General features: G+C 70.9%; 24 protein-coding genes. 11 read left to right on the plus strand and 13 right to left on the minus strand.

What is annotated here, in order from left to right:
- Positions 1-11: 11 nt before the first annotated feature.
- Positions 12-434 carry a polynucleotide kinase gene (locus tag ACGGCP_RS25760; RefSeq protein ID WP_392971218.1) on the plus strand — a complete coding sequence of 141 codons (423 nt, stop codon included), beginning with the start codon at positions 12-14 and terminating at the stop codon, positions 432-434.
- Here ACGGCP_RS25760 and ACGGCP_RS25765 read toward each other — a convergent pair.
- Entirely contained in the window at positions 431-1,474 is a 1,044-nt protein-coding gene (locus ACGGCP_RS25765) for a DNA polymerase beta superfamily protein (RefSeq protein ID WP_392971221.1), read from the minus strand. The genes ACGGCP_RS25760 and ACGGCP_RS25765 overlap by 4 nt on opposite strands.
- Between ACGGCP_RS25765 and ACGGCP_RS25770 the strand changes: the two genes are divergently transcribed.
- Positions 1,358-2,578, plus strand: a complete 1,221-nt coding sequence (locus ACGGCP_RS25770; RefSeq protein ID WP_392971224.1) for an NAD(P)/FAD-dependent oxidoreductase — start codon at positions 1,358-1,360, stop codon at positions 2,576-2,578. The genes ACGGCP_RS25765 and ACGGCP_RS25770 overlap by 117 nt on opposite strands.
- Here ACGGCP_RS25770 and ACGGCP_RS25775 read toward each other — a convergent pair.
- A complete protein-coding gene (locus ACGGCP_RS25775; RefSeq protein ID WP_392971227.1) occupies positions 2,567-4,075 on the minus strand; it encodes a PH domain-containing protein in 1,509 nt (502 codons plus the stop codon). The genes ACGGCP_RS25770 and ACGGCP_RS25775 overlap by 12 nt on opposite strands.
- Positions 4,072-4,569, minus strand: coding sequence for a PH domain-containing protein (locus ACGGCP_RS25780; RefSeq protein WP_392971230.1), 498 nt, complete (start codon positions 4,567-4,569; stop codon positions 4,072-4,074). The genes ACGGCP_RS25775 and ACGGCP_RS25780 overlap by 4 nt, the downstream gene beginning before the upstream one ends.
- A 182-nt stretch (positions 4,570-4,751) precedes the next feature.
- Between ACGGCP_RS25780 and ACGGCP_RS25785 the strand changes: the two genes are divergently transcribed.
- Positions 4,752-5,192 (plus strand): Hsp20/alpha crystallin family protein, encoded by a 441-nt coding sequence (locus ACGGCP_RS25785; RefSeq protein WP_392971233.1) that lies wholly within the window; start codon positions 4,752-4,754, stop codon positions 5,190-5,192.
- 80 nt (positions 5,193-5,272) lie between these two features.
- On the opposite strand, the gene mgrA is transcribed toward ACGGCP_RS25785, so the two are convergent.
- From mgrA to ACGGCP_RS25805, 4 genes are all read right to left on the minus strand, one after another.
- Positions 5,273-6,265: an L-glyceraldehyde 3-phosphate reductase gene (gene mgrA / locus ACGGCP_RS25790; RefSeq protein ID WP_392971236.1), complete on the minus strand. Its 993-nt coding sequence runs from the start codon at positions 6,263-6,265 to the stop codon at positions 5,273-5,275.
- A gap of 90 nt (positions 6,266-6,355) precedes the next feature.
- The gene (locus ACGGCP_RS25795; protein ID WP_205325813.1) at positions 6,356-7,042 is read right to left on the minus strand and encodes a response regulator transcription factor; all 687 of its coding nucleotides are present in this window, start codon (positions 7,040-7,042) and stop codon (positions 6,356-6,358) included.
- A gap of 12 nt (positions 7,043-7,054) precedes the next feature.
- Positions 7,055-8,302, minus strand: coding sequence for a sensor histidine kinase (locus tag ACGGCP_RS25800; protein ID WP_392971240.1), 1,248 nt, complete (start codon positions 8,300-8,302; stop codon positions 7,055-7,057).
- Between the two features lie 88 nt (positions 8,303-8,390).
- Positions 8,391-9,140, minus strand: coding sequence for a phosphoglyceromutase (locus ACGGCP_RS25805; RefSeq protein ID WP_392971243.1), 750 nt, complete (start codon positions 9,138-9,140; stop codon positions 8,391-8,393).
- A gap of 224 nt (positions 9,141-9,364) precedes the next feature.
- Here ACGGCP_RS25805 and ACGGCP_RS25810 point away from each other — a divergent pair, with 224 nt between their 5' ends.
- The 3 genes from ACGGCP_RS25810 to ACGGCP_RS25820 all read left to right on the plus strand — a co-directional run bounded on the left by ACGGCP_RS25810 (position 9,365) and on the right by ACGGCP_RS25820 (position 11,809).
- Positions 9,365-10,192 carry an SHOCT domain-containing protein gene (locus ACGGCP_RS25810; protein ID WP_392971246.1) on the plus strand — a complete coding sequence of 276 codons (828 nt, stop codon included), beginning with the start codon at positions 9,365-9,367 and terminating at the stop codon, positions 10,190-10,192.
- Between the two features lie 218 nt (positions 10,193-10,410).
- Positions 10,411-10,830, plus strand: a complete 420-nt coding sequence (locus ACGGCP_RS25815) for a hypothetical protein (RefSeq protein WP_392971249.1) — start codon at positions 10,411-10,413, stop codon at positions 10,828-10,830.
- A complete protein-coding gene (locus tag ACGGCP_RS25820) occupies positions 10,823-11,809 on the plus strand; it encodes a hypothetical protein (RefSeq protein WP_392971252.1) in 987 nt (328 codons plus the stop codon). The genes ACGGCP_RS25815 and ACGGCP_RS25820 overlap by 8 nt, the downstream gene beginning before the upstream one ends.
- On the opposite strand, the gene ACGGCP_RS25825 is transcribed toward ACGGCP_RS25820, so the two are convergent.
- Positions 11,806-12,282: a YbjN domain-containing protein gene (locus ACGGCP_RS25825; RefSeq protein WP_392971255.1), complete on the minus strand. Its 477-nt coding sequence runs from the start codon at positions 12,280-12,282 to the stop codon at positions 11,806-11,808. The genes ACGGCP_RS25820 and ACGGCP_RS25825 overlap by 4 nt on opposite strands.
- On the minus strand, positions 12,279-13,580 hold the full coding sequence (gene mshA, locus ACGGCP_RS25830) for a D-inositol-3-phosphate glycosyltransferase (RefSeq protein WP_392971258.1): 1,302 nt from the start codon (positions 13,578-13,580) through the stop codon (positions 12,279-12,281). Before mshA ends, ACGGCP_RS25825 begins: the two co-directional genes overlap by 4 nt.
- A 342-nt stretch (positions 13,581-13,922) precedes the next feature.
- On the opposite strand from mshA, the gene ACGGCP_RS25835 reads away from it, so the two are divergent.
- The 3 genes from ACGGCP_RS25835 to ACGGCP_RS25845 all read left to right on the plus strand — a co-directional run bounded on the left by ACGGCP_RS25835 (position 13,923) and on the right by ACGGCP_RS25845 (position 18,097).
- The gene (locus ACGGCP_RS25835; RefSeq protein ID WP_392971261.1) at positions 13,923-14,591 is read left to right on the plus strand and encodes a TetR/AcrR family transcriptional regulator; all 669 of its coding nucleotides are present in this window, start codon (positions 13,923-13,925) and stop codon (positions 14,589-14,591) included.
- A gap of 130 nt (positions 14,592-14,721) precedes the next feature.
- Positions 14,722-16,884 (plus strand): dTMP kinase, encoded by a 2,163-nt coding sequence (tmk, locus tag ACGGCP_RS25840; protein WP_392971264.1) that lies wholly within the window; start codon positions 14,722-14,724, stop codon positions 16,882-16,884.
- A gap of 49 nt (positions 16,885-16,933) precedes the next feature.
- Positions 16,934-18,097 carry a DNA polymerase III subunit delta' gene (locus ACGGCP_RS25845; RefSeq protein ID WP_392971265.1) on the plus strand — a complete coding sequence of 388 codons (1,164 nt, stop codon included), beginning with the start codon at positions 16,934-16,936 and terminating at the stop codon, positions 18,095-18,097.
- A 95-nt stretch (positions 18,098-18,192) separates the two neighbouring features.
- Here the strand turns inward: ACGGCP_RS25845 and ACGGCP_RS25850 are convergent, their stop codons facing one another.
- On the minus strand, positions 18,193-18,771 hold the full coding sequence (locus ACGGCP_RS25850; protein WP_392971267.1) for a hypothetical protein: 579 nt from the start codon (positions 18,769-18,771) through the stop codon (positions 18,193-18,195).
- 152 nt (positions 18,772-18,923) lie between these two features.
- On the opposite strand from ACGGCP_RS25850, the gene ACGGCP_RS25855 reads away from it, so the two are divergent.
- Positions 18,924-19,580, plus strand: a complete 657-nt coding sequence (locus ACGGCP_RS25855; RefSeq protein ID WP_392971269.1) for a hypothetical protein — start codon at positions 18,924-18,926, stop codon at positions 19,578-19,580.
- A 216-nt stretch (positions 19,581-19,796) separates the two neighbouring features.
- Here ACGGCP_RS25855 and folE read toward each other — a convergent pair whose 3' ends face one another.
- Positions 19,797-20,438 (minus strand): GTP cyclohydrolase I FolE, encoded by a 642-nt coding sequence (folE, locus tag ACGGCP_RS25860; protein WP_392971271.1) that lies wholly within the window; start codon positions 20,436-20,438, stop codon positions 19,797-19,799.
- Between the two features lie 111 nt (positions 20,439-20,549).
- Entirely contained in the window at positions 20,550-22,529 is a 1,980-nt protein-coding gene (ftsH, locus tag ACGGCP_RS25865) for an ATP-dependent zinc metalloprotease FtsH (protein ID WP_392971273.1), read from the minus strand.
- Positions 22,530-22,811: 282 nt separating this feature from the next.
- On the opposite strand from ftsH, the gene hpt reads away from it, so the two are divergent.
- Positions 22,812-23,447 (plus strand): hypoxanthine phosphoribosyltransferase, encoded by a 636-nt coding sequence (hpt, locus tag ACGGCP_RS25870; protein ID WP_392971275.1) that lies wholly within the window; start codon positions 22,812-22,814, stop codon positions 23,445-23,447.
- A gap of 353 nt (positions 23,448-23,800) precedes the next feature.
- Here the strand turns inward: hpt and tilS are convergent, their stop codons facing one another.
- The gene (gene tilS, locus ACGGCP_RS25875) at positions 23,801-24,874 is read right to left on the minus strand and encodes a tRNA lysidine(34) synthetase TilS (RefSeq protein WP_392971278.1); all 1,074 of its coding nucleotides are present in this window, start codon (positions 24,872-24,874) and stop codon (positions 23,801-23,803) included.

The following is a 24,874-nucleotide window of genomic DNA, read 5'->3' on the forward strand; positions in this document are numbered from 1 at the left end:
AAGGAACCCCCATGCCCAAGGTCGTGATCGTCGACATCGACGGGACCGTCGCCCTCCGCCTCGGCGAGAACCCCCGCAAGCCCTACGCGTTCAACCGGGTCGGCGAGGACGCCCCCAACCAGCCCGTCATCGCGGTCGTGGAGGCGCTCGCCCAGGCCGGGAACAAGATCGTGTTCCTCTCCGGCCGCGACGAGGTGTGCCGCACCGACACCCTCACCTGGCTGAAGCGCCACATCGCCGTGCCCGAGGTCGAGCTGTACATGCGCAAAGCGGGCGACTCCCGCCGCGACTCCACGGTGAAGCGGGAGCTCTACGACGCCCACCTCGCCCACCGCGAGGTCCTCTGCGTCATCGACGACCGCGACCAGGTCGTCCAGATGTGGCGCGAAGACCTCGGCCTCACCTGCCTCCAAGTCGCCTACGGGGACTTCTAGCCGCGCCAGTGCCGCTGGTGGGCGTCGACCGACCAGGCCGAGATCCGGTCGGCGTCCGCCTCGGCGGGCAGCGCCGTCCCTCCCGATTCGAGGAGCGCGACGATGCGGTCCCGGACCGCGGCGATCTCCTCGACCACGTCCTCCAACCGCGCGACCCCGCCGGACTTGACGTGCAGCACCCGCTCGCGGTCGGCGTCGGGCATCGGCAGCGTCAGCCGGGCGTGCTCGGCGATCTCCAGACCCTGAAGGCCAAGCCGAAGCGCATGCGAGGCGTACTTGACGTCGTAGCCGTACTTCTCGACCAGCTCGGGCCGGTTCGGGACCGAGCCCTGGCGGCCCCGGCCGAGCAGCCGGTCGGTCTGCCCGTCGAGGTAGCCGACGAAACGCGAGGCCGTGTTCTGCGACAGGAACGCGGGCGCGAGCGCGCGCAGCTCCTCGCCGAGGCCGGTGACCGCGTAGACCGAAGCCTCGGGAGCGAAGAGCGGCAGCAGGATCGTGGGGTTCCCGGCGATCGCCAGCCGCAGGAACTTCCGCAGCGAGTACATGACCAGGTCGGTGTCGCCGTGCCCCGACCGGTGCCCCTCGGGCTGGGTGCGCAGCTCATAGATGCGGCCGAGCGGGCATCTCGGTCGGTGGCCCGCTTTCGCGGCCGATGGACATAGGGCGTGCCCCTTCCCACCCGCATCCACCTCCGACCAACCGAAGAAATGGGATGACTCTCCCACACGGGTCCGACATTCGCGATTGACGCGAGCTTTGCTCGCGCTCGTCGCGCTCGTCGCGCTCGTCGCGCTCGTCGCGGTTGGTCGTCTTCGCGTTTGCGAAACCGAACCGGAAACGGCGGGTGAGAGTCGGGCCCGCTGGGAATCCGGGTAGGGAGCCCGTGAACACGGGACAATGGGGCCGAGCAGCGGGAGGTTGTCGTGGGCAGTGCGCCGTGGGTGATCGTCGGAGGCGGGCTCGCCGCCTCGAAAGCCGCGCAGACATTGCGTGACGAGGGGTTCGAAGGCGATCTCGTGGTCGTCACGGGAGAGGCGCACCGGCCGTACGAGCGGCCGCCGCTCTTGAAGGACTACCTGCGCGGCGAAGCCGACCGGTCGAAGGTGTTCACCGTCGACGAGGACTGGTACGCCCAGAACGCGGAGCTGCGCACCGGGGAGCCCGCGACCGGGCTCGACACCGGGGCGAAGCGGCTCGCGCTGGCCGACGGCTCCACGGTCGACTACGGGAAGCTCCTCATCGCGACCGGGTCGAGCCCGAGGCCGCTGCCGATCCCCGGCGCGGACCTGCAGGGGGTCCACCTGCTGCGCACCGTGGAGCAGTCGGACCTCCTGCACGCCGCGATCAAGGACGCCGAGCGCGTCGCGATCGTCGGCGACGGGTGGATCGGCATGGAGGTCGCCGCCTCCGCCAGGCAGCTCGGCCGGGACGTGACCGTGTTCGGGCTCGGCGCGCAGCCGCTCGAAGCCGTGCTCGGCCCCGAGATGGGCCTCGTGTTCGCCCGCCTGCACACCGACCACGGCGTGGAGCTGCTGCGGCGCACGCAGGCCGCGAAGATCCTCGGCGAGGACGGGAAGGCGGTCGGCGTCGAGACCGAGGACGGCAGGCGCGTCGCCGCCGACGTCGTGCTCCTGGCCGTCGGCGCGACCCCCAACACCGGCCTGGCCGTCGAAGCCGGGATCAACCTGCGCCCCAAGGCCTTCGGCGGCGGCATCGCCGTCGACGGGACGCTGCGCACGAGCGCCCCCGCGGTGTGGGCCGCCGGTGACGTCGCGAGCATCCCGTCCGTCCACTACGGACGCCCGATTCGCGTCGAGCACTGGCAGACCGCGCTCGACTCCGGCCCGCACGCCGCGAAGGCCATGCTCGGCGACGAGACCCCGTACGACAAGCTGCCGTACTTCTTCACCGACCAGTACGACCTCGGCATGGAGTACCTCGGGTTCGTGGCCGGACAGGGCGACTACGACGAGGTCGTGGTCTCCGGCAGCCTCGAATCCCTCGAGTTCGTCGCGTTCTGGACGAAGGCAGGCCGAGTGCTCGCGGGCATGGCCGTGAACACGTGGGACCGCATGGCCGACGTCGAGGCGCTCATCCGCGCGGACGAGCCCCCGAGTACCGAAGCGCTGCAGTCATTCCGCTGAGCCCTTGACGAGGAACGGCCGCAGCAGGTCCGGGACGGCCGCGTCGGCGAAGTCGAGGATCTCGTGCTCGTCGGCGTCGACGACCTCGTAGTGGCCGCGTCCGGCGGCGGTCGTCGCGTCCAAGGTCATGAGCCCCATGCGCTTCTGGAACACCGACTGCTGGATACGCCAGCCGATGATGCCCGAGCGGTCGAGGTGCACGGTGGCCCGGCGGGTGCTGCCGCGCCGCGAGACCAGGTGGCGCGCGCTGGCGGCGTGGCCGAGGGACGCGTACGAGTCGAACGCGGTCCACACGGCGAACGCCGAGGTCAGGACGGCGGCGAGGAGGACGGCGGCGCTAAGGAGCGCGGGCATCGACCACAGGAGGTGCGCAGCGGTCGCCGCACCGGCGGCGGCGACCACGGTCGCGACGGCCCAGCGCAGGCGCCGGTGCAGTGCGGCCCTGGGGTGCCCGGTGAGCGCGACGCCGACCGGGCCGATGACGGCTTCGGCGGCGGCGAGCGTCTTCGCAAGGGGCGCAGCGGGAACGAGGGTGCTGAGGTCGCTGCCCTCCTCGTTGGTTTTGAGGCCGATGGCGACCACGTCGAGGCGTCCGGCCCCGGCGGTGCGCACGCCGAGCGGTTCGACGATCTCGACGCCTCTGATGCGCTCCTCTTCGAGGCTGAGCGAGCGGGCGACCATGAGGCCGCGGCGGACGCGCAGGGTGCCGCCGGGTTCGCGGTCGAGCCGGTGGTTCCACCAGGCCTCGCCTTGGAAGACGAGGCTGGCGGCCGCGCCGAAGACCAGGAGCGCGGCGAGGCCGACGCCGAGGACGGCCCACGGGCCGTACGCGTCGACGAGGTCGGCGGTGATCTCGACGGGCAGGCCGCCCTTGCCGAACCAGTCGGCGACCTGGAAGACCGCGCCGACGGCGACGCCCGCGAGCATCGGGGTGAGGAACGACAGCGGCGCGTACTTGAGCCAGCCGGGCTCCCAGGTCGCAAGGCGCCCTTCGGTGTCGAGGTCGGCGGTGCCCTCGCGGCGGAGCAGGGCGAGGCGGAGCCGGTCGGCCTCGGTCCGGTGGACGGAGTCGAGGGTGAGGGTCTGCTCGGTGGCCGAGCCCGAGCCGCTGCCGGTCTCGCCGGTGCCGACCTTGACCTTGGTGAGGCCGAAGGCGCGTTCGAGCGGGTTGGCGGCGAGGTCGACGGAGCGGATGCGCTCGCGGGCGAGGGACCGGCGGCGTTTGAAGAGGATGCCGGAGTGCATCTCGACGCGGGTCTCGGTGACGCGGTAGCGGGTGGTGCGCAGGCGCACGAGCTCGAAGACGACGACCCCGCCGACGATGAGGGCCGCGCCCGGGATCACGAAGGCGAGCGTGACCGGCCAGGACAGCCCCGAGGCGATGGCGATCGCGGCGGGCGTCCCGGCGGCGGCCACGGCCCCGGCGGTGTACAGGGCGGTGACCTTGAGGCCGTCGCGGTGCAGGCGCAGCCAGGGCGTCTCGGTCGTCTCGGTCATGTCGCGTCCCCGGGGGTGGCGTCGGTGATCTCGGTGAGGCGCGCGGCGAGCGCGGCGGCCTGCTCCTGTTCCAGCCCTTCGAGTTTGATCTCGCCTGCCGAGGAAGCGGTGGTGACGACCAGAGTGGACAGTCCGTACTTGCGCTGCAGCGGGCCCTGGGTGGTGTCGACGGTCTGGATGCGCGACATCGGGGCGATGCGCCAGGTGCGCCAGAAGTACCCGGTGAGGGTGTAGACGGCGGTGTCGGTGACCTCCCAGCGGTGGACGCGGTGCCACCAGGCCGGCATGGCCAGTGTGGACGCCACGCCGATCACGAGGATCACGGCCGCCGGTCCGAGGAGCCACGGGCGGGCCGGGGCGATGAGGATGCCGAGCACGACGAGCGGCACGACGAGCACGGCCGTGGTGATGTGGCCCTGGGCGCGCCACCAGGGCACGACTCGGGGGTCGAACCGGTGCTGGGGCGGGCGCAGGGTCGTGCCTGAGGCGGTCATGCCCGAATCGTAGTTTCCCGTGACGGACCGGACTTCCGACTCAGGGTGGATTTCGCCCCGGTGCGTCTCATACCCAGGTATCGCCTCGTGCCGGGGCGTCGCGGTTAGCCCGGGTCCGGACCGGGCATCCCGTGTTGCGCGCGGAACGCAAGGAACCCGCTGTGAAGAGAGAGGTGGCAGTGATGACACACCTGCCCGCACGGAGGACCGCCGCCGACCCGATGGGCCTGATGGACGACTTCTCCGCGTACATGAACCGGATGATGGGCCCGTACTTCGCGCCGATGGAGACCGGCGAGGGGTCCTGGACGCCGCTGTCGGACGTGAGTGAGAACGCCGAGGCGTACCACGTCGACATCGAGCTGCCGGGCGTCGCCCGCGAGGACATCACGGTCGACATCGAGGGCCAGGAGCTCACGGTGACCGGGGAGTTCCACCGGGAGGACCACGGTGACGGCACCGGCCGCCGCTCGTCGCGGCGCGAGGGCCGCTTCGAGTTCGGGCTGCGCATGCCGCACACGGTCGACGCCGCGAACTGCTCGGCGTCGCTGGAGGACGGCGTGCTGTGCCTGACGATCCCGAAGGCCGCGTCCGAGGGCCACCGGAAGATCGAGATCAAGTAGGGAAGGCCGCTCCCGAGAACACCGGCGTATCGCGACCGAAGGAGCAGAGGAGGCCGCCCCGCGAGGGGCGGCCCTGAGTCCTAGCCGATCGAGAGCTTGTCGATCGCGGTCAGCTCTTCCTCGTTGAAGCCGAGGCCGCCGATCGAGGCGACGTTGTCCTCGAGCTGCTTGACGCTGCTCGCGCCGATGATGACGCTGGTCATGCGCGCGTCGCGCAGGGCCCACGCGAGCGCGGTCTGGGCGAGAGTCTGGCCGCGTTCGGCGGCGATCGCGTTGAGGCCGGTGACGCGGTCGAGCGTGGCCTGGTCCAGGCGGTCCTCGTTGAGGAAGTGGCTGGTGGCCATGCGCGAGTCCTCGGGGATGCCCTTGAGGTACCGGTCGGTGAGCAGGCCCTGTTCGAGGGGGCTGAAGACGATGCAGCCCGCACCGACCTCCTCGAGCGCGTCGAGCAGGTTGTCGTCCTCGATGCGGCGGTCGAACATCGAGTAGCGCGGCTGGTCGATCAGGAGCGGCGTGCCGAGGTCCCGCAGGATCGCGGCGGCGGCCTTGACCTGCTCGGACGTGTAGTTGGAGACGCCGACGTAGAGGGCCTTGCCGGAGCGCACGATCGCGTCGAGCGCGCCCATGGTCTCCTCGAGCGGGGTGTCGGGGTCGGGACGGTGGTGGTAGAACACGTCCACATAGTCCAGTCCGAGGCGCTTGAGCGACTGGTCGGCGGAGGCGATGAGGTTCTTGCGGGAGCCCCATTCGCCGTAGGGGCCGGGCCACATGTAGTACCCGGCCTTGGACGACACGACGATCTCGTCGCGGTAGGCCTTGAAGTCCTCTGCGAAGATCCGCCCGAAGTTCTCCTCGGCGCTCCCGGCGGGCGGCCCGTAGTTGTTCGCGAGGTCGAAGTGGGTGACCCCGAGGTCGAAGGCGCGGCGCAGGATCGCGCGCTGCGTCTCGACCGGCCGGGTGTGGCCGAAGTTGTGCCACAGGCCGAGGGAGATCGCGGGGAGCTTCAGGCCGCTGCGGCCGCAGCGGCGGTAAGGCATGGTCTCGTAGCGGTCGTCCGCGGCAAGGTAAGTCACGAGTGAAGCCTAACCCGTCTGGAAAGCGGTCTCATCGACGCTCGGAGCAAGGTGAACACCGGGTGCCGGGCGAAGGTGAACGGGAGGTGTCTAGGCGTGCGGGTCGAACTTGTAGCCGAGGCCGCGCACGGTGACGAGGTGGCGCGGTTTGCCCGGTTCGGGCTCGATCTTGGAGCGCAGGCGCTTGACGTGCACGTCGAGGGTCTTGGTGTCGCCCACGTAGTTCGCGCCCCAGACGCGGTCGATGAGCTGGCCGCGGGTGAGCACGCGCCCGGCGTTGCGCAGCAGCATCTCCAGCAGCTCGAACTCCTTGAGCGGCAGCTGCACGTCGGCGCTGTTCACGGTGACGGTGTGGCGGTCGACGTCCATGCGGACCGGCCCGGCCTCCAGGACGGTGACGATCGGGTCGTCGGGCTCGGCCGAGCGGCGCAGCACCGCCCGGATGCGGGCCACGAGCTCGCGCGAGGAGTAGGGCTTGGTGATGTAGTCGTCCGCGCCCAGCTCCAGGCCCACCACTTTGTCCACTTCGGAGTCGCGGGCGGTGACCATGATGATGGGCACGTTCGAGTTCGCCCGCAGCTCGCGGCACACCTCGGTGCCCGACTTCTCCGGCAGCATCAGGTCCAGCAGGACCACGTCGGCCCCGGCGCGCTCGTACTCCTTGATGGCGGCGTCGCCGTCGGCGGCCACGGCCACCTCGAAGCCCTCCTTGCGGAGCATGTAGGAGAGGGCATCGGAGAACGATTCCTCGTCTTCAACTACGAGCACGCGGGTCACGAGTGAACCTTTCTACAGGCCGGCTTGCTGGGTGTTTCCGATTGCATCCGATTCCGGTGCCGTGGCGTCGGACGGAAGGGAACGAGCAGGCAACATCAAGGTAAACACTGATCCGGCTTCGGGCATACTGGACACTTCGACCCTACCCCCGTGGTTGACCGCCACATGCTTGACGATCGCCAGGCCGAGGCCGGTGCCGCCGGTCTGGCGCGACCTCGCCGCGTCCACCCGGTAGAACCGCTCGAAGATCCTGTCCAGCTCCTCGGCGGGAATGCCGATCCCCTGGTCGCGCACGGCGATGCACACCATCTTGACACCCGCCAGGTGCCCCGTCGGGGAGGCGATCGACGTCGACACCTCAACGGCCGTGTCGTCAGGTGAATAGGAGATGGCGTTGCCCACGAGGTTCTTCACGGCGGTGACGAGCTGCTGCTCCGAGCCGAGCACCTCCGCGCCCTTGACGCCTGAGTACGTGAGCTCGATGCCCTTCTCCTCGGCCGAGATCCGCGTCTGGTCGAACGCCTCGGCCACGATCCGGTCGACCTCGACGGGCTCGGGGTCCGGCAGCTTTTCCGCGCCCTGCAGCCGCGACAGTTCCAACAGGTCTGTGACCAGGTGGTTCATGCGCTTCGACTCGGATTGGATACGGGTCGCGAACCGCGCCGACGCGTCCGGGTCCTCCGCGGCGTCCTTGAGCGCCTCGGCGAGGATCTGCATCGCGCCGACCGGCGTCTTCAGCTCGTGGCTGATGTTCGCGACGAAGTCGCGGCGCACCCGCTCGACGCGGTGCAGCTCCGAGATGTCCTGGAACTCGGCCACCGAGACGCCGTCGGGCAGCGGCGTGATCCGCACGCTCACCGCGCTCGGCTCGCCCATGACCTGCTTGGGCACCTCGATCTCGGCGTCCCGGTAGCGCCCGGAGCGCCGGGCCTGCGCCAGGAGCGCCCGCAGCGTCAGCGAGACGATCTCGTGGTCGTCCACCAGGCCCAGGTCGCGGGCGGCCCGGTTCGTGTAGAGGACGCGGTTGTGGTCGTCGACCAGGCACACGCCGGTGCGCAGCAGGTCGGTCGCGGCCTCCCACGGGCGGGAGTCGGCGACGGGGGCGGGGCGGACTTCGGGGCGGGGAGTGCCGCGGTGCCGGGTGCGCAGGAGCGCGGAGGCGGCGGCGCCGAAAGCGGCTCCCGCGGCCAGACCGGTGAGGACGCGACCTGCGCTTCTGCGCAAGGAGGCGAGCGGCGGCGACGAATCGTTATGGGCCACGGTTTCAGCGTAAGCGCGAAACGGCCCGGCGTCGAACGCCGGGCCGTAACGCATGTCACCTCGTGTTAACGCAGAGTGCGCATTCGGGCTATTTCTTCCCCTGCGCGGCCACCGCGGCGGCGGCCTCTGCCGCGGCCTCGGGGTCCAGGTACTCCCCGCCGGCCTTGACCGGCTTCAGGTTGTCGTCCAGCTCGTAGCGCAGCGGCATTCCCGTGGGGATGTTCAGCTTGACGACGGCCTCGTCGGTCATGCCGTCCAGGTGCTTCACGAGCGCCCGCAGCGAGTTGCCGTGCGCCGCGACCAGCACGGTCTTCCCGGCCTTGAGGTCGGGCACGATCCCGTCGTACCAGTACGGGAGCATCCGCTCGAGGACGTCCTTAAGGCACTCGGTCGCCGGGAGGATCTCGGGCGCGAGCTCCGCGTAGCGCGCGTCGCCGTCCTGCGCGAACTCCGAACCGGCCTCGATCGCGGGCGGCGGCACGTCGTACGAGCGGCGCCACGTCATGAACTGCTCCTCGCCGTACTCGGCGAGCGTCGCGGCCTTGTCCTTGCCCTGCAGCGCACCGTAGTGGCGCTCGTTCAGACGCCAGGAGCGCTTCACGGGGATCCACGAGCGCCCGGCCTCGGCCAGCGCCAGCTCGGAGGTGTTGATGGCGCGGCGCAGCAGCGAGGTGTGCACGACGTCGGGGAGCAGGTCGGCCTCGGCGAGCAGCCGCCCGCCGCGGCGGGCCTCGTCCTCGCCCGAAGCCGACAGCTTCACGTCGACCCAGCCGGTGAACAGGTTCTTGGCGTTCCATTCGCTTTCGCCGTGGCGAAGCAGCACGAGAGTTGCGGTCATGCCCTCCATCCTGCCGTGCCGCGCCCTGCCCTGCCGCCCGGTCGGCGCACAGGTGTGGCGGGCGTCGCCATGTGCGGACGCACAGGGGAGGGACCCGGCGGTGCGGACGGAACGGCAGGGGCCGGCGCCGCCGCGGGCCGCCTCCGATCGGTCGCCGCAGGGAGCGCTCCGCCAGAGCCGACGCGTGGCCAGCGCGCGGACGCCGCCGTCGCCATACTTGAGGCATGCCTACCCCCTCGCCTTCCCAGCCCCGCCCGGGCGGCAAGCGCCGCACCGCCGTCCTGCTCGTGTTCACGCTCCTCTTCGGAGGCGCCGCCTGGTACCTCATCAGCGGCGGCAACGCGATCGCCCACACCGTCGAATGGACCTGCGTCGCGAACGAGTGCTCGACGAACGACGGCCGCATGGCGCTGTTCGTCTTCGGCTTCATCGCGCTCGCCGGGTTTCTCGGCACCGCCACGGCCCTGCTGCGGCTCATCGGCTTCGGCGCGGCCGTCGCCCTCGGCCCGCTCGCGGCGATCTGGGGCTGGCGCGAAGCCGTCGCGGACGGACTGCCCGCCGCCGAGGTCGCCACCGAGACCAAGGTCTGGGGCGCCGTCGCCGCGGTCGGCCTCGTGCTCGCGCTCCTGGGCCTGTGGATCGAGCTGAAGCTCACCGGCACGATCGCGCTCCTGGCCGGGCGCCGCCGCTCGCCCGCCGTCCTCACCGGCTTCGAACCGAACCGCGCCGACGGCCTCGCCGGCTCGGCGGTCCTGGAGTTCCGGGACGAGTCCGGCCACCCGCACCGGGTGAACGTGCCGCAGACGATGCGGGCGTGGGTCGGCGCGCCCGTCCTGGCCGTCTACCCGCCCGACGACCCCCGCTCCGCCCGCGTCGGCCTGCCCTGGTTCCGCACCGCGAACAAAGCCTCCAAACCGAAGGACGACAAGGCCGAGGCCGCCGAGCAGCCGAGCCTCAGCGAGGAGCTCGAACGCCTCGCGGCCCTGCGCCGCGACGGCATGCTCACCGAAGAGGAGTTCGAAGCGGCCAAGCGCCGCCTCCTCGACTCCTGAACCCGGACAGGGAAAGGGCGCGTTCTCACACCGAGGACGCGCCCTGTTGGTTTGGGGCCCTTCATGCCGGATGGTCCACGTTGTGGGACGGTGTGCCATATCGGCTTCTGGACCTTGTGGACGGCCGAGGCGGCCGATAGCGTCTTGTCAGCGCGCGGTCACAGGCGCCAACCGAGAGACCGCGCGCCGTGAATCACCCTGCCTTGGAAGGAGTCCGAATGAACAGGGGACCTGGGTCCACTCTATCCTCCGCGCTGCGCCGGGCCGGAGCGGCGGCCGCGCTGGCCGTGCTCGTGGCGGCCGGCGGCGTGAGCGTGCCGTCGGCCGCGCACGCCGCGGGCGTGAACTACACGATGAGCTGCGACGACTGGTGGGCCGGTATATCGACGACGAACGGCGACGACTACGGCCAGACGCAGCGGTGGATCTCGCGCTTCTCCACGTGCGGCTCGCACTACGCGTGGGTGAACGTCTACTACGCGAACTCGAGCGGTTCCGGCAGCACCGGGAAGCGCCAGTCCTCGACCCAGGCGACGGTGGGCAGCCCGGTGACGGTTCGGTACTACCGCACCGGCACCTACAAGTCGTGGCATTCGGGCTGCTCCACCGGCTGCCATGCCGAGACCTCGTATGTCTGACCTGTTGAAGGGCCGGGCCGCTCTCGGCGTCCCGGCCCTGCTCCTGCTGCTCGCGGCCTGCGCGGAGCCGCCCGAGCCGATCGACCGGGCGACCGCCGAGGCCGTGCTCGCCGACAACCTCGCCTCGGCCGACCAGGTCGAGCAGGCCCTGCACCGGGTCGCGCTGCTGTGCGTCGAGAACCAGGGGTTCACGGTGCACCCCAGCCAGACCGAGCCCGAGGAATCGACCGGCATCGCCGACCTGCTCGGCTACGAGGTCTACTCCGAACCGGACCTCTCCCTGCCGCCCGAGGAGATCTACGGCGCGAAGGTCGACGACCCCGTGATCACCCTCGTCTACGGGAACGGGGACGAGGACGTGTACACCGAGCCCGACCCGTTCACGCAACTGCCGCAAGCGGATCAGGACGCCTACTTCGCGGCGCTGTACGGGCCGCCGGGCATGGAGGCCGAGACCGTGATGCTGCCCGACGTCGGGGAGTCCCAGCGCGCCGGAGGCGGTTGCATGCGGGAGGCCGAGGACGCGCTTTCCGAAGGGGCGTACCCGGACTACCTCAACCACGCCGGGCTCGCGGGCGCGCGCGGCGGCACCGACTGGGACGCGGACGAGCGGGTCGTCGAGGCTCGCGCGGCCTGGGCCGACTGCATGGGCGCGCTCGGCCACGACTACGAAACCCCGCTCCAGGTGCGCATGGACCTGTTCAACCGGGCCGGGGACCTCAAGGCCGCCTGGCAGATCGACGGCACGATGGACCTCGAGGAGGCCGAGGCGGCGCTCGCGGAGGAGGTCCTGGCGACTGCCGGGGACGACGCGTCGTGCCATGCCGAGACGGGCCTGCAGGACGTCCAGGTCGAGGTCTTCTGGGAGTACCTGATTGCGTACGTGAGCGGCCACGAGGAGGCGTTCTACTCGTTCCACGAGCGCGCCGTCGACATGGAGGCCCGGGCCCAGGAGGTCCTGGCGGACGGGACCCTCTAGTCCCGCGGCCTGAGGTGCTCGAACGCGGCGAGGTTCTTCGTTGACTCGCCGCGCGCGAGCCGCCAGCGCCACTCCTCCTCGATGGAGGAGCGGAACCCGAGTTCGAGGATGACGTTGAAGGTCTCGTCGGCGGCTTCGAGGACTTGGCCGAGGACGCGGTCGAGTTCGTCGGCGTCGATAGCGGTGAACGGGAGGCGGCCGACGAGGTGGATGTCCTCCGCCTCGTCGGTCGCGAACGCCACCGCGTACAGCTTCCCGTTGCGGCGCAAGAGCTCCGCCCACACCTGCTCGTGGTGCTCCTCGGGCTTGCGGGCGACGAAGGCCTCGACGCGGAGGGCGTGGTCTTCGACGACGAGCCCGCAGGCGATGGTGAGCTTGCGCTGCCCGGGGAGGGTGACGACGACCGAGCGCGGGGTGTCGGCCCGGTAGTCGGCGCCGATCGCGTCGAGCGCGGCGTGGAGCTGTTCGATCACCGGTTCAGCGTAATGGCCTGGGACCGTGCGAGGAGCGTGCGCCGGTAGGCGCCCGCGAGGCCTTCGGCGGTGGCCTGCCAGGAGAACAGCGCGGCGTGGGTGCGGGCGCCCGCGGCGAGGCGTTCGCGCAGGGCCCCGTCGCCCATGAGGCGCCCGAGCGCGGCGGCCCAGTCGTCGGCCGAATGGGAGTCGACGAGGAGCCCGGAGGTCCCTTCGCTGACGGCGGTGGTGAGCCCGCCGACCTTCGCGGCGATGACGGGGGTGCCGGTGGCCTGCGCTTCGAGGGCGACGAGCCCGAACGACTCGTTGTAGGAGGGGACGGCGACGGCGTCGGCGGCCCGGTAGACCTGGGCGAGCGCTTCACCGGAGCGCGGGGTGCGCCATTGGACCCTGTCGCCGAGGCCGAGTTCCCCGGCGAGTTTCGGGAGCCAGTACAGGTCGGTGTTGGAGGGCCCGCCGACGAACACGGGCACGATGCGCTCGGCGAGCTCGGGGTCCGTCTCGCGCAGGCGCGCGAGGCCGCGGAGGAGTACGTCGGGGGCTTTGGCGGGCTGGATGCGGCCGACGAACGCGACGACGAGCGCGTTGTGGGGGAGCCCGAGGGCCTGCCGGGCCGCGTACCGGTCGCCGGGGCGGAACACGCCGAGGTCGACGCCGGGGTGGATGACTTCGACGCGGCGCTGGTCGGCCCCGTAGTAGCGGTGCAGCTCGCCGGCTTCGGCGGCGGTGTTGGCGATGAGGAGGTCGGCTTCGGTGGTGATCTGCTCCTCGCCGACGACGCGGCCGATCGGCTCGGGGGAGTCGCCCTCGGCGAGCTGCGCGTTCTTCACTTTGGCGAGGGTGTGGAAGGTCTGGACGAGCGGGACGCCCCACCTGTCGGCGGCGACCCACGCGGCCTGCCCGGACAGCCAGTAGTGGGCGTGGATGAGGTCGTAGTGGCCGGGCCGGTTGTGGGCCTCGGCGCGCAGGAGCCCGCCGGTGAACGCGCACAGCTGCGTCGGCAGGTCGTTCTTCGACAGGCCCTCGAAGGGCCCGGCCGGGAGGTGGTGGACGAGGACGCCGGGCGCGGCCTCCACCGTGGGGGGCTCCTCGGAGCTGGTGGCGCGGGTGAAGACCTCGACTTCGACGCCGGAGCGGGCGAGTTCGCGGGCGGTGTTGAGGACGTAGACGTTCATGCCGCCCGCGTCGCCCGTGCCGGGCTGCGCCAGAGGAGAGGTGTGCACGGAGACCATCGCGACGCGACGGACGTGGAGCTTTCGGCATCGTGCCCTGAAGGCCGGCGTGCGCCGCTGCTGCATATGAGTCGTCCTCTCCCGCGCTTCCGGGGGGAAGCTGCGAGCCATCGATCGGCGGTCTTGGCGACGCGAGCCGTGAGGCCGCGCTGCTCGTCCCCTGAAGCAACGCGCAAAACCCTCGCAATCCTTCCGTGTCCGGGTGTTCACGCACAACCGCCGCAACCGTGAGAGTGATGAACTCCGCATTTCGTCAAGCCGTTTCGCGACATGACGGTCCGGACCGCCCAGTCGCCCCGGAAGGGGTGAAGTTGGAATTTCCCTCGCGACACGACCCGGAATGAGCCTCAAATCCGGGCAAGTCGTCCATGATGGGGTGACTTGTCATCACAGGGGGGAGACAACACCATGAGCACTGCAACCGTGCCGGCCGCGAGGCAGCCCACGATGTCGCCGGTGTCGAAGTTCGGTGCGACGCACTCGCTGCGGCGCCTGCCCGTCCAGGAGCGTTCCGCCGCGCGCGTGCGCCGCATGCTCGACGCCGCCGCGGACCTGATCGAAGAGGTCGGCTACGACCGGCTCTCGACCACCGCCATCGCCCAGCGCGCCGACGTCGCCATCGGCTCGGTCTACCAGTTCTTCGGGGACAAGCGCTCGCTCGCCGAAGCCCTGAGCCAGCGCTACATCGACCTGTACTTCGAGCGCCTCGCCGCCCGCTTCGACGCCGAGCCGCCCGCCGACTGGCGCGGCGGGGTCGAGGCCGCCATCGACGAGTACGTGCAGATGTACCGGACCGCGCCCGGCTTCCGCGTCCTCCACCTGGCCGACGCCATCGACCCGGGCCGGGCCGACGCCGTCACCACCGGCGGCGACGTCATCGCCGACCAGATCCTCGCCGGACTCGCCCAGCGCTTCGGCATCGGCGGCGACGACGAGCTCAACAAGACCGTCACCGTCGCCGTCGAGACCGGCCAGGCCCTGGTCCGCCTCGCGTTCCGCCGCGACCCGGAAGGCTGCGGCGCGTCGATCGCCGAAGCGGGCGACGTCGTCTGCGACTACCTCGCGCGACGCCTCTAACCGGCGGGCCGCGGGCCCGCCGCAGGCGGGTCCCAGGCCACTCAAACCACCGCGCCGGGGCATGCGACCGCACCGGGCCGACTAGTCTCAATAGTCGACCCGGTGCGGTCTCTGACTTTCGAGGAGCAGCATGGCGAACACCCTTGCCGACATCCAGACGGTGCTGCGGATCCGCCCGTTCAGACGCCTGTGGACCGTCCTCGGACTGGCCTCCTTCGGCGACTGGCTGGCCATCTTCGCCACCGCCGGATTCGCGCAGTCCCTGTTCGACGACCCCGCGGCCAAGGGCGCGGCGTTCTCGGCCACGATCGTCCTCAGACTGCTGCCGTCCCTGGTGCTCGGCCCCGTCGCGGGCGTCTTCGCCGACCGGTTCGACCGCCGCAAGACCATGGCCGCCTGCGACACCGCCCGCTTCCTCCTCATCGCCTCCGTCCCCACGGTCTACCTCATCACCAACAACACCGCCGTCACCGTCGCCTGGCTCGCCATCGCACAGCTCTGCATCGAAGGCGCCGTCCTCATCTGGTCGCCCGCCAAGGAAGCGGCCGTCCCCAACCTCCTCCCGCCCGAGAAGTACGAGGCCGCCAACCAGCTCAGCCTCGCCACCACCTACGGCATCGCCCCGCCCCTCGCGTTCGCCGTCCTCGCGATCCTCGAACGCGGCTCCAACGTCTGGACGAACCTCGGCACCTGGGCCGAGCCGATGGTCATCGCGCTCTACCTCACCGCCGCGATGTTCGCGACCCTCGCCGTCACCGTCTACTTCTTCATCCCGCAGATCTCCGGCCGCTACGGCAAGGTCGCCGCCAAAACCTCCAGCGTCTGGAACGACTTCGTCGAAGGCTGGGCCTACCTGCGCACCTCCGAACGCGTGCGCGGCCTCATCGTCGGCATGCTCGGCGCGTTCAGCGGCGCGGGCATCCTCATCGGCGTCGGCACCGTCTACGCCTCCACCCTCGGCGCCGGCGAAGCCGCGTTCTACACCCTCGCCGTGTTCCTCTTCCTCGGCCTCGGCTCCGGCATCGCCTTCGGCCCCAAGCTCATCGGCGAGCTCTCCCGCCTCCGCTGGTTCGGCATGAGCATCGTCCTCGCCGGAGCGGGCCTCGCCCTCGACGCCGTCGCGCCCCACATGGTGTTCTCCCTCATCGGCTCCGTCGTCATCGGCCTCGGCGCCGGCATGGCCTTCCTCGCCGGGATCACCCTCCTCCAGCGCGAGACCGAGGACGAGATCCGCGGCCGCATGTTCGCGTTCATCGCCGTCTCCGCCCGCGTCATCCTCATGGCCTCCATGACCATCGCCGCGCCCCTCGCGGGCTGGCAGGCCGCCCGCCAGCTCGACCTCGGCTTCACCGAGGTCGAGGTCTCCATGAGCCGCATCCTCCTGTTCATCGGCGGCGCCCTCGTCGTCTGGCTCGGCGTCACCGCCTTCCGCTCCATGGACGACAAGCCCGGCGTCCCCGTCTTCGCCGACCTCTGGTCCTCCCTGCGCGGCCGCCCCCTCTCCGCCCCCGACCCCGTCACCGGGACCGGCTTCTTCGTCGTCTTCGAAGGCGGCGAAGGCGCGGGCAAGTCCACCCAGTCCGTGAAGCTCGCCGCCTGGCTCAAACTCCGCGGCTACGAAGCGGTCCTCACCCGCGAGCCCGGCGCCACCGACATCGGCATGCGCATCCGCTCCCTCGTCCTCGACTCCGGCGGCGAATCCGCCCCCGCCCCCCGCGCCGAAGCGCTCCTGTTCGCCGCCGACCGCGCCCAGCACGTCGACAAGGTCATCCGACCCGCCCTCGAACGCGGCGCCGTCGTCGTCTCCGACCGCTACATCGACTCCTCCATCGCCTACCAGGGCTCCGGCCGCGCCCTCGGCAAGGACGAGATCGCCTGGGTCTCCGCCTGGGCCACCGGCGGACTCAAGCCCGACCTCACCGTCCTCCTCGACGTCGACCCCGCCAACGGCCTCCACCGCGCCAAGGCCGGGGGCACCGGCGACCGCCTCGAACAGGAGCAGCTCGAATACCACGAGAAGGTCCGCGAGACCTTCCTCCAGCTCGCCGCCGCCGAACCCGGCCGCTACCTCGTCATCGAAGCCGGAGGCACCCCCGACGACATCGCCGCCGCCGTGCGCAACGCCGTCGCCGAACGCCTCGACATCCGCACCCAGACCGCCCGCACCGAGACCGGCTGGCCCGGCCTCGACACCGACCGGACCGGCGGCGCCCCCGAAGCCGACGGCCCCGCCGTCGAATCGACCAAGGACTACGGCTGGGACACCGTCACCGAAGAGGCCGGCCGCCCGTGACCGCCGATGACCACGGCCGGAACGCCGGCACCGAAGAGGCGGGTCGACCGTGACCGCCGCCGTCGCCGGAGTGTTCCGGGAGCTCGTCGGGCAGGACGAGGCCCAGCGGATCCTCGCCGAAGCCGCCCGCGGCACCGGCATGACCCACGCGTGGCTCTTCACCGGCCCCCCCGGGTCCGGCCGCTCCACCGCCGCCGTCGCCTTCGCCGCCGCACTCCAATGCGACCAGGGCGGCTGCGGGGACTGCCACACCTGCCGCACCGTCCTCGGCGGCACCCACCCCGACGTCACCCGCGTCATCCCCGAGGGCCTGACCCTCGGCGTCGACCAGGTCCGCCGCCTCATCCTCGAGGCCAGCCGCGCGCCCACGTCGGGGCGCTGGCAGATCCTCGTCATCGAGGACGCCGACCGCCTCACCGAGGCGGCCGCGAACGCGCTGCTGAAAGCCGTCGAGGAACCGCCGGAGCGGACCGTGTTCCTGCTGTGCGCGCCGTCGACGAACCCGGCGGAGATCTCGGTGACCATCCGGTCCCGCTGCCGCGTCCTCGGTCTGCGCCAGCCGCCCGCCGACGCGATCGCGGACCTGCTGGTCAGCCGCGACGGCCTCGACCGGCGCGAAGCGGAGCTGTACGCCGCTGCAGCCCAAGGGCACGTGGGCCGGGCCCGGCGGCTCGCCACCGACGCCGAAGCCCGCGCGAAACGGCACGACGTCCTCCAGATCCCGCGCCGCCTCACCGGCCTCGGCGCGTGCTTCACCGCCGCCGTCGAACTGATCGAGGCGGCCGAGGCCGAGGCCTCGGGCGTGTACACCGACCAGTCCGCGGCCGAGAAGGAAGCGCTGGAGACCGCGCTCGGCAAGGGCGGCACCGGCAAAGGCGCGTCGAAGGCCGCCCGCGGCTCCGCGGCCGCCCTGAAGGAGCTGGAGAAGCGCCAGAAGACCCGCGACACGCGGGCCCAGCGCGACTCCCTCGACCGGGCCCTGGTCGACCTCGCGGCGTTCTACCGAGACGCCCTCGCAGCCGGCTTCGGTGCCCGCGTCGACCCGATCCACATCGACATGGCCGACACGACCCGCGCCGCCGCCGCGAAACTCAGCGCCGAATCGCTCCTGCGCCGCATCGACGCGATCCTGGAGTGCCGCAAAGCGATCGAAGCCAACGTCCGCCCCCGCATCGCGGTCGAGGCGATGATGACGAGGCTCTGGCAGAGCTAACCAAGCGGCACTGTCGTACCCGGATGCGACCCTTTATGTTCGGGGGCGCTCGAGGCCGACACACCCGACCCCGGGGGCACGGGCGGCCGCATCTCTCACTGGGTCCACAGGTGGTGGATGAACGCGTCCCGCGCCTTCGGGATCGTGCCCGTCCGCTGCCACCGGTACCAGGCCCGCTCCTCGACGACCCGCACGCAGAAGTCCCCGTCGAGCTCGAAAGCCTCTGAGACGCAGCGGAAGTCGTCCCGGAACGCCCCGTCGGTCCAGTACCAGACGCGCCGCCCGATCAGTCCCGGCACGTCCGACGCCGGGTAGGGCCGCCGGATCGGGGGCGAGTCGGGGTCGGAGAGCCGCTCGATCAGGTACCCCGGCCGCGGCGAGCCGGTGCCGGGCTCGGGCTGCTGGACGTACACGTCCTCGGCGGGCACGAGGCTCGCGTACGCGTCCCCGTCGCCGTCCACCGCCCGGTAGTAGTCGGCCTCGGATATCAAGGGCACCAGCAGCATCCCGTCCCGCGTCAACGGGTCGTCGGCGCGCAGGTCGAACTGCCAGCCCCCGCCCGCCGCGCCCGCGACCACCCGCGAGGAGTGCAGGTCGAACGCCCTGGAAGCGGGCACCGGGACCAGGGCCGGAGGCGGCTCGGGGGAGTCGAATGCGTTGCTGGACAGGCCCAAAGGGAACTCCAGACATCGTGTGACGGGCGGGTACCAGGGTGACCGGAAGAAAGCATAGGGGGTTGGCACACTCTGGGGATTCACGGCCCTCGCGGCAGCCGTAAAGTTCTACTCATCAAGCACGGAACACTTCTCAACTAAGGATGAATGCTATGAGCGAGTACGACGAAACCGCGGTCGAAGAAGACGTCACCGCCGAGGACTACACCGCCGAGGAAGAGGTCGTCACCGAGGACTACGCCGCGGACGACACCTACGAGGACACCTACGAGGACACCTCCGTCTCCACGGTCACCGAGTCCTTCGACGTGGACGGCGACGGCTACGCGGACTCCACCATCTCCTCCGACGGCGTCACCCTGATCGACTCCGATGGCGACGGCGACGCCGAGGCCATCGCGACCGACTACGACGGCGACGGCATCTCCGACGACCTGATGGTCGACGCGGACGGCGACGGCTCCGTCGAGTCCTACGCCGCCGACACCGACGGCGACGGCATGCTCGACACCTACGAGTCCGACACCGACGGCGACGGCATCACCGACCAGGTCTCGGTCGACTCGAACGCGGACGGCTACGTCGACTCGGTCGCCACCGACTCGAACGGCGACGGCTACGCCGACACCGTGGCCACCGACTACAACGCCGACGGCCTCGTCGACGAGATCTCGGTCGACTCGAACGCGGACGGCACCGCCGACACCGTGCTCGCCGACACCGACGAGGACGGCTTCCTCGACACCGCCTACACCGAGGCCGTGCCGGAGGGCGACTCGTTCCAGTCGCAGACCGGCCAGGTCATCTAACAACCCAGCGTTCCGATGCCTGGACACCCCTAGGCACGCTCGCCTCATAGCGAAGGCCGGATGCACCGAGCATCCGGCCTCTTCGCTTGCCCGGGAACGGTCCGGGCGACGTGGTTCAAGCGCCCGCGTTAGCGTGACGCCGCCGTCGGCGCGGCGGCGTTCGGGCGACGGCGTTCGGGCGACGGCGTTCGTGTGGAGGGGTCCGGGCGACGGCGCTCAGGCGACGGTGCCGCGCAGGAGGGCCATCGCCTCGGAGCGGGTGCGCGCGTCGTGCTGCATGAGGCCGCGCACGGCGGACGTGATGGTCTTGGAGCCCTGCTTCCTGATGCCGCGCATGGACATGCAGGTGTGCTCGCATTCGACGACGACGATGACGCCGCTCGCCTCGAGCGACGCGTACAGCTGGTCGGCGATCTGGCTCGTGAACCGCTCCTGCACCTGCGGGCGGCGCGCGTACACCTCGACCAGGCGCGCGAGCTTGGAGAGGCCGACGATCTTCCCGGCCGGGCCGGGGATGTAGCCGACGTGGGCGACGCCGGTGAACGGCAGCAGGTGGTGCTCGCAGAAGGACTGCACGTCGATGTCGCGGACGAGCACGAGCTCGTTGTGGTTCTCGTCGAAGGAGGTCTTGAGGACTTCGGCGGGGTCGACGCGCAGCCCGGCGAACAGTTCGGCGTAGGCGCGGGCGACGCGGCGCGGGGTCTCCTGGAGGCCGGGGCGGTCGGGGTCTTCGCCGACCGCGGTCAGGATCTCTCTGACGGCGGCTTCGATGCGCTCCAGGTCCACCGCGTCTTCGACGGGGCTGCCGTTGATGCGGCCGTCGATGAGGCGGGCGGCGAGGTTGTCGAGTTCAGCCATCGCACAAGCTTACGGCTTTCCGCCGACAACCCCAGTGGCGTTCACCACCCAGTGGACACGGAAACGGGCCTTCTGACCAGGTCAGAAGGCCCGTGAAATGTTTCACTCCGTTTACGCCTGCGGCGACTGGCCCTCGGTGGAGGGGCCGACCTCGATGCCCTCGTCCGGGCCCTCGGCGGGCTTGGAGCCGTTCGGGGTCGAGACGGGCGGTTCGCCGAGCTTGCGGGACGCGGTGCCGTTGAACGGGGACATGGGCGGGCGCTTGACCACGCGGGTCGCGATCCGCTCCAGGTCCTCCTGGTTCAGCGTCTCCTTCTCGAGGAGCTCGACGACCATCTGGTCGAGGACGTCGCGGTACTCGGTGACGATCGCGTACGCCTCGTCGTGGGCGATCTCGATGAGCGCCCGGATCTCGGAGTCGACGGTGGCGGCGACGTCGTCGGAGTAGTCCTTCTGGTGCCCGTACTCGCGGCCGAGGAACGGCTCGGAGCCGCTGGAGCCGTACTTGATGGCGCCGAGCTTGGCGGACATGCCGTACTCGGTGACCATCGCGCGGGCGACCTTGGTGGCCTTCTCGATGTCGTTCGACGCGCCCGTGGTCGGGTCGTGGTAGACGAGCTCCTCGGCGGCGCGGCCGCCGAGCGCGTACGCGAGCGTGTCGATCATCTCCGAGCGCGTCTGCGTGTACTTGTCCTCGGTGGGCAGCACGAGCGTGTGGCCCAGCGACCGGCCGCGCGGCAGGATCGTGAGCTTGTGGACGGGCGCGGCGTGCGGCAGCGCGTGGGCGACGAGCGCGTGACCGGCCTCGTGGTAGGCGGTCATCTTCTTCTCGGCGTCGCCCATGACGCGGCCCTTGCGCTCGGGTCCGGCGATGACGCGGTCGATGGCCTCTTCGAGGGACTCGAGGGAGATCGCCTTCTCGTTGTGGCGGGCGGTCAGGAGCGCGGCCTCGTTGATGACGTTCTCGAGGTCGGCGCCGGAGAAGCCCGGCGTGCGGCGCGCGATGGTCTCGAACTCGACGTTCGGGACGAACGGCTTGCCCTTCGCGTGGACCGACAGGATCGCCTGGCGCCCTTCCTTGTCGGGGGCGTCGACGGGGATCTGGCGGTCGAAGCGGCCGGGCCGCAGCAGGGCCGGGTCGAGGATGTCGGGGCGGTTCGTCGCGGCGATGAGGATGACGCCGCCCTTCGTGTCGAAGCCGTCCATCTCGACGAGCAGCTGGTTGAGCGTCTGCTCGCGCTCGTCGTGGCCGCCGCCCATGCCGGCGCCGCGGTGGCGGCCGACGGCGTCGATCTCGTCGACGAACACGATCGCGGGCGCGTTCTCCTTGGCCTGGGTGAACAGGTCGCGGACGCGGCTGGCGCCGACGCCGACGAACATCTCGACGAAGTCGGAGCCGGAGATCGAGTAGAACGGGACCCCGGCCTCGCCGGCGACGGCGCGCGCGAGGAGGGTCTTGCCGGTGCCGGGAGGGCCGAACAGGAGGACGCCCTTGGGGATCTTCGCGCCCAGCTCCTGGTACTTCTTCGGGTCCTCGAGGAAGTCCTTGATCTCGCGGAGCTCCTCGACGGCCTCGTCGGCGCCGGCCACGTCGTCGAACGTGGTCTTCGGGGTGTCCTTGGACACCATCTTCGCCTTGGACTTGCCGAAGTTGAGGACCCGCGAGCCGCCGCCCTGCATCTGCGACATGAAGAACAGCAGCAGGAGGACGATGAGCACGATCGGGAGGAGGCTGAGCAGGAACGACACGAACACGGAGGTCTCGTTGACCTCGGTGTCGAACTTGACGCCCGCGGTCTCCAGCTCGGTGGCGACGGTCTCCATCATCCCCGCGGGGAGGTAGGCCTCGACCTGGCTGCCGTCGCTCTTGGTGAGCTGGACCAGCTGCTCCTTGTCGAGGAGGTTGGCCTCCTTGACGTTCCCGTCGTTGATGTCCTTGAGGACTTCGGAGGTCGTGGCCTCCTCGTAGTCGGAGCCGCCGGACCAGAAGCTGCCGATCAGGACCGCGATGAGGGCGATGAGCACGATCCAGACGAGCGGCCTGCGGAAGAACCGCTTCCGCTCAGGTGTGGGTCTCCCGGCGTCGGCCACTCGTTTCCTCCTGCGTCATTCGCGTTCTCGAGAGCGTTGCTGTCTCTTCCGCGGATCGCACGCTTCACCGCGGCCCCACAGGGTTTCCTGAGCTGCAGGGAGAAGACAACTCGAACGTACACGGTGCGGAGGTTCGACGATTCGCAGCGTCAGGACACCTGGCCCTTCGCGACGGATACCGCCCTTACCCCGCCCGCTGATAGACCGTAATTAGTACCACGGGCGGGTTGAGTTCGCCCACCCAAGCCAGCGTCGCGGGCGATCGGGTGGCACCCTTGTTACATGACGTCGGAGCTTGCCAGCCCACCTTCCGTCCCGTCCGCTGCGGCGCGGGACGCGGTGTTCGATCCTGATTCGTGGTACGCCGAGGAGATCGAGCGCACCATCATCACCGAAGACGAGATCCGAGCGAAGGTCGCCGAGCTCGGCGCCCTCGTCTCGGCCGACTACGCCGACGGCGTGCTCGCGGACGGCGACGAGCTGCTGCTCGTGGGCGTGTTCAAGGGGGCGGTCATGTTCATGGCCGACTTCGCGCGGGCCCTGAGCGTGCCGGTGAAGATGGAGTTCATGGCGCTGTCCTCGTACGGGAGCTCCACGACCTCGTCGGGGACCGTGCGGATCCTCAAGGACATCGACTCCGATGTCACCGGGAAGCACATCCTCGTGGTCGAGGACATCATCGACTCGGGGCTCACCCTGGACTGGCTGCTGAAGTACCTGGAGGGCCTGCAGCCCGCGTCGGTGTCGGTCGTCTCGATGCTGCGCAAGCCGGGCGTGCAGCGGGTGGACATCCCGGTGAAGTACCTGGGCTTCGACATCCCGAACGAGTTCGTGGTCGGCTACGGCCTCGACTATGCCGAGCGCTACCGGGAGCTGCCGTTCATCGGCGTCCTCAACCCGGCGGTCTACCAGAAGTAGCCGCCCCGGGGCCCCGCCCCGCAACCTCGTCCCCGACGGCCCGCGCTGCTGCGCGGGCCGTCCTCATTCCCAGCGGGACTCGCCGCCCGTTCGCGCTCCTCCCGAGCTGCCGTCGACCGTTCTCTCCTTTTATTTCGCTACAAGCGGAACCCGGTCGCTCCCGGGCTCGGATTGTCGTACCCGGATGTCAGGGTTTTGACGAGGGGCGCCGAGAACGCGGGCGCCCGAAGCTCCGTGATGCCCGCGACCCGCCCGCTAATGCGAATGGAAATCGCGGTGTGTTCGACACCGCGATGTCGTACCGCTGTGTCAGGGTTTTGACCGGGGGCGCCGAGAACGCGGGCGCCTGAGGCTCAGTGCTGCCCCGGCTCCGGTCGATCCGCGCGCGCCAGCCGCGGCCCTTGCGACCCCGGCTCGCCGGTCGCCGCCACGGCCGTCAGCTTCCCGCCGCTCCGCCGGACCTCGATGCCCCCTGGAAGAAAGGTCGGGCCCTGGCCGCGCCAGTCCGCCGCGAGCGCGTCGACCGCGTCGAGGTGCCGGTGGTTCAGCTCGGCCCCGTCGACCTCCGCCTCCAAGACCCACGCCCGCAGCACCCGCTGCCGCACCGGCCCGGCCAGTGCCGCGACCCGCTTCGCGTCCAGTCCGCCCGCGACCGCGCCGTCCGCGACACCAGCGCCCGCGTCGCCCCCGGCCCGGCACGCCTCCAAGGCCTCCCGCGCCACGCCGTCGAGATAATCAGTATCGGCGCCGACCAGCGCCGCCGTCTGCGCGAGGTTCGCCACCAAGTCGGCACCGAGGGTCGCGACGAGCACGTCCATCGCCGGGCGCAGCGCCGACCGCAGGTACCTCGGATCGGTGTTGTGCGGATCGTTCCAGGGCTTCAGCCCGCGCTCGGCGCAGACCGCGTGCGTGTCGGCCCGCGAGATCCCGAGCAGCGGCCGCCGGTAGCGGCCCCGCACGGCCCGCATCCCCGCGACACCGCGCGGCCCGCCGCCGCGCGCGAGCGCGAGCAGCACCGTCTCGGCCTGGTCGTCCCTGGTGTGCCCCAACAGGATCGCGCCGGCGCCGTGCCGCCGTCCGGCCGCGTCGAGCGCCGCGTACCGGGCCGTCCGGGCGGCCCCTTCGGGCCCGCCCGCGACGCCGACCTCGACCGCGACCGCCTCGACCGGGTCGAGCCCCACGGTGCCGGCCCAAGCGGCGACCTCGGCCGCGCGTTCGTCCGATCCGTCCTGCAGCCCGTGGTCGACGGTGACGAGCCCGGCCCGCAGCCCCATCCGCGGGGCGCAGAACGCGAGCGTGTCGGCCAGCGCGAGCGAGTCGGGCCCGCCCGAGCACGCGACCAGCACCAGCGAATCAGCTGGCAGGTCCGCGAGCGCGCCGCGGACGGCGGCGCGCAGCCGCGCCACCGGAGGCGGCAGTTTCGCCAT

It is taken from the genome of Glycomyces sp. NPDC048151, from assembly GCF_043202775.1.
GTDB lineage: Bacteria > Actinomycetota > Actinomycetes > Mycobacteriales > Micromonosporaceae > Glycomyces.

Bases quoted from the DNA above. Each gene is read 5' to 3' on its own strand.
- ACGGCP_RS25805 (WP_392971243.1), bottom strand. From the start codon at position 9,140: ATGACCGCAACTCTCGTGCTGCTTCGCCACGGCGAAAGCGAATGGAAC.
- ACGGCP_RS25785 (WP_392971233.1), top strand. From the start codon at position 4,752: ATGACACACCTGCCCGCACGGAGGACCGCCGCCGACCCGATGGGCCTG.
- ACGGCP_RS25835 (WP_392971261.1), top strand. From the start codon at position 13,923: ATGAGCACTGCAACCGTGCCGGCCGCGAGGCAGCCCACGATGTCGCCG.
- tmk (WP_392971264.1), top strand. From the start codon at position 14,722: ATGGCGAACACCCTTGCCGACATCCAGACGGTGCTGCGGATCCGCCCG.
- mshA (WP_392971258.1), bottom strand. From the start codon at position 13,580: ATGCAGCAGCGGCGCACGCCGGCCTTCAGGGCACGATGCCGAAAGCTC.
- ACGGCP_RS25820 (WP_392971252.1), top strand. From the start codon at position 10,823: ATGTCTGACCTGTTGAAGGGCCGGGCCGCTCTCGGCGTCCCGGCCCTG.
- ACGGCP_RS25775 (WP_392971227.1), bottom strand. From the start codon at position 4,075: ATGACCGAGACGACCGAGACGCCCTGGCTGCGCCTGCACCGCGACGGC.
- ACGGCP_RS25760 (WP_392971218.1), top strand. From the start codon at position 12: ATGCCCAAGGTCGTGATCGTCGACATCGACGGGACCGTCGCCCTCCGC.
- ACGGCP_RS25855 (WP_392971269.1), top strand. From the start codon at position 18,924: ATGAGCGAGTACGACGAAACCGCGGTCGAAGAAGACGTCACCGCCGAG.
- ACGGCP_RS25815 (WP_392971249.1), top strand. From the start codon at position 10,411: ATGAACAGGGGACCTGGGTCCACTCTATCCTCCGCGCTGCGCCGGGCC.
- hpt (WP_392971275.1), top strand. From the start codon at position 22,812: ATGACGTCGGAGCTTGCCAGCCCACCTTCCGTCCCGTCCGCTGCGGCG.
- ACGGCP_RS25810 (WP_392971246.1), top strand. From the start codon at position 9,365: ATGCCTACCCCCTCGCCTTCCCAGCCCCGCCCGGGCGGCAAGCGCCGC.
- tilS (WP_392971278.1), bottom strand. From the start codon at position 24,874: ATGGCGAAACTGCCGCCTCCGGTGGCGCGGCTGCGCGCCGCCGTCCGC.
- folE (WP_392971271.1), bottom strand. From the start codon at position 20,438: ATGGCTGAACTCGACAACCTCGCCGCCCGCCTCATCGACGGCCGCATC.
- ACGGCP_RS25780 (WP_392971230.1), bottom strand. From the start codon at position 4,569: ATGACCGCCTCAGGCACGACCCTGCGCCCGCCCCAGCACCGGTTCGAC.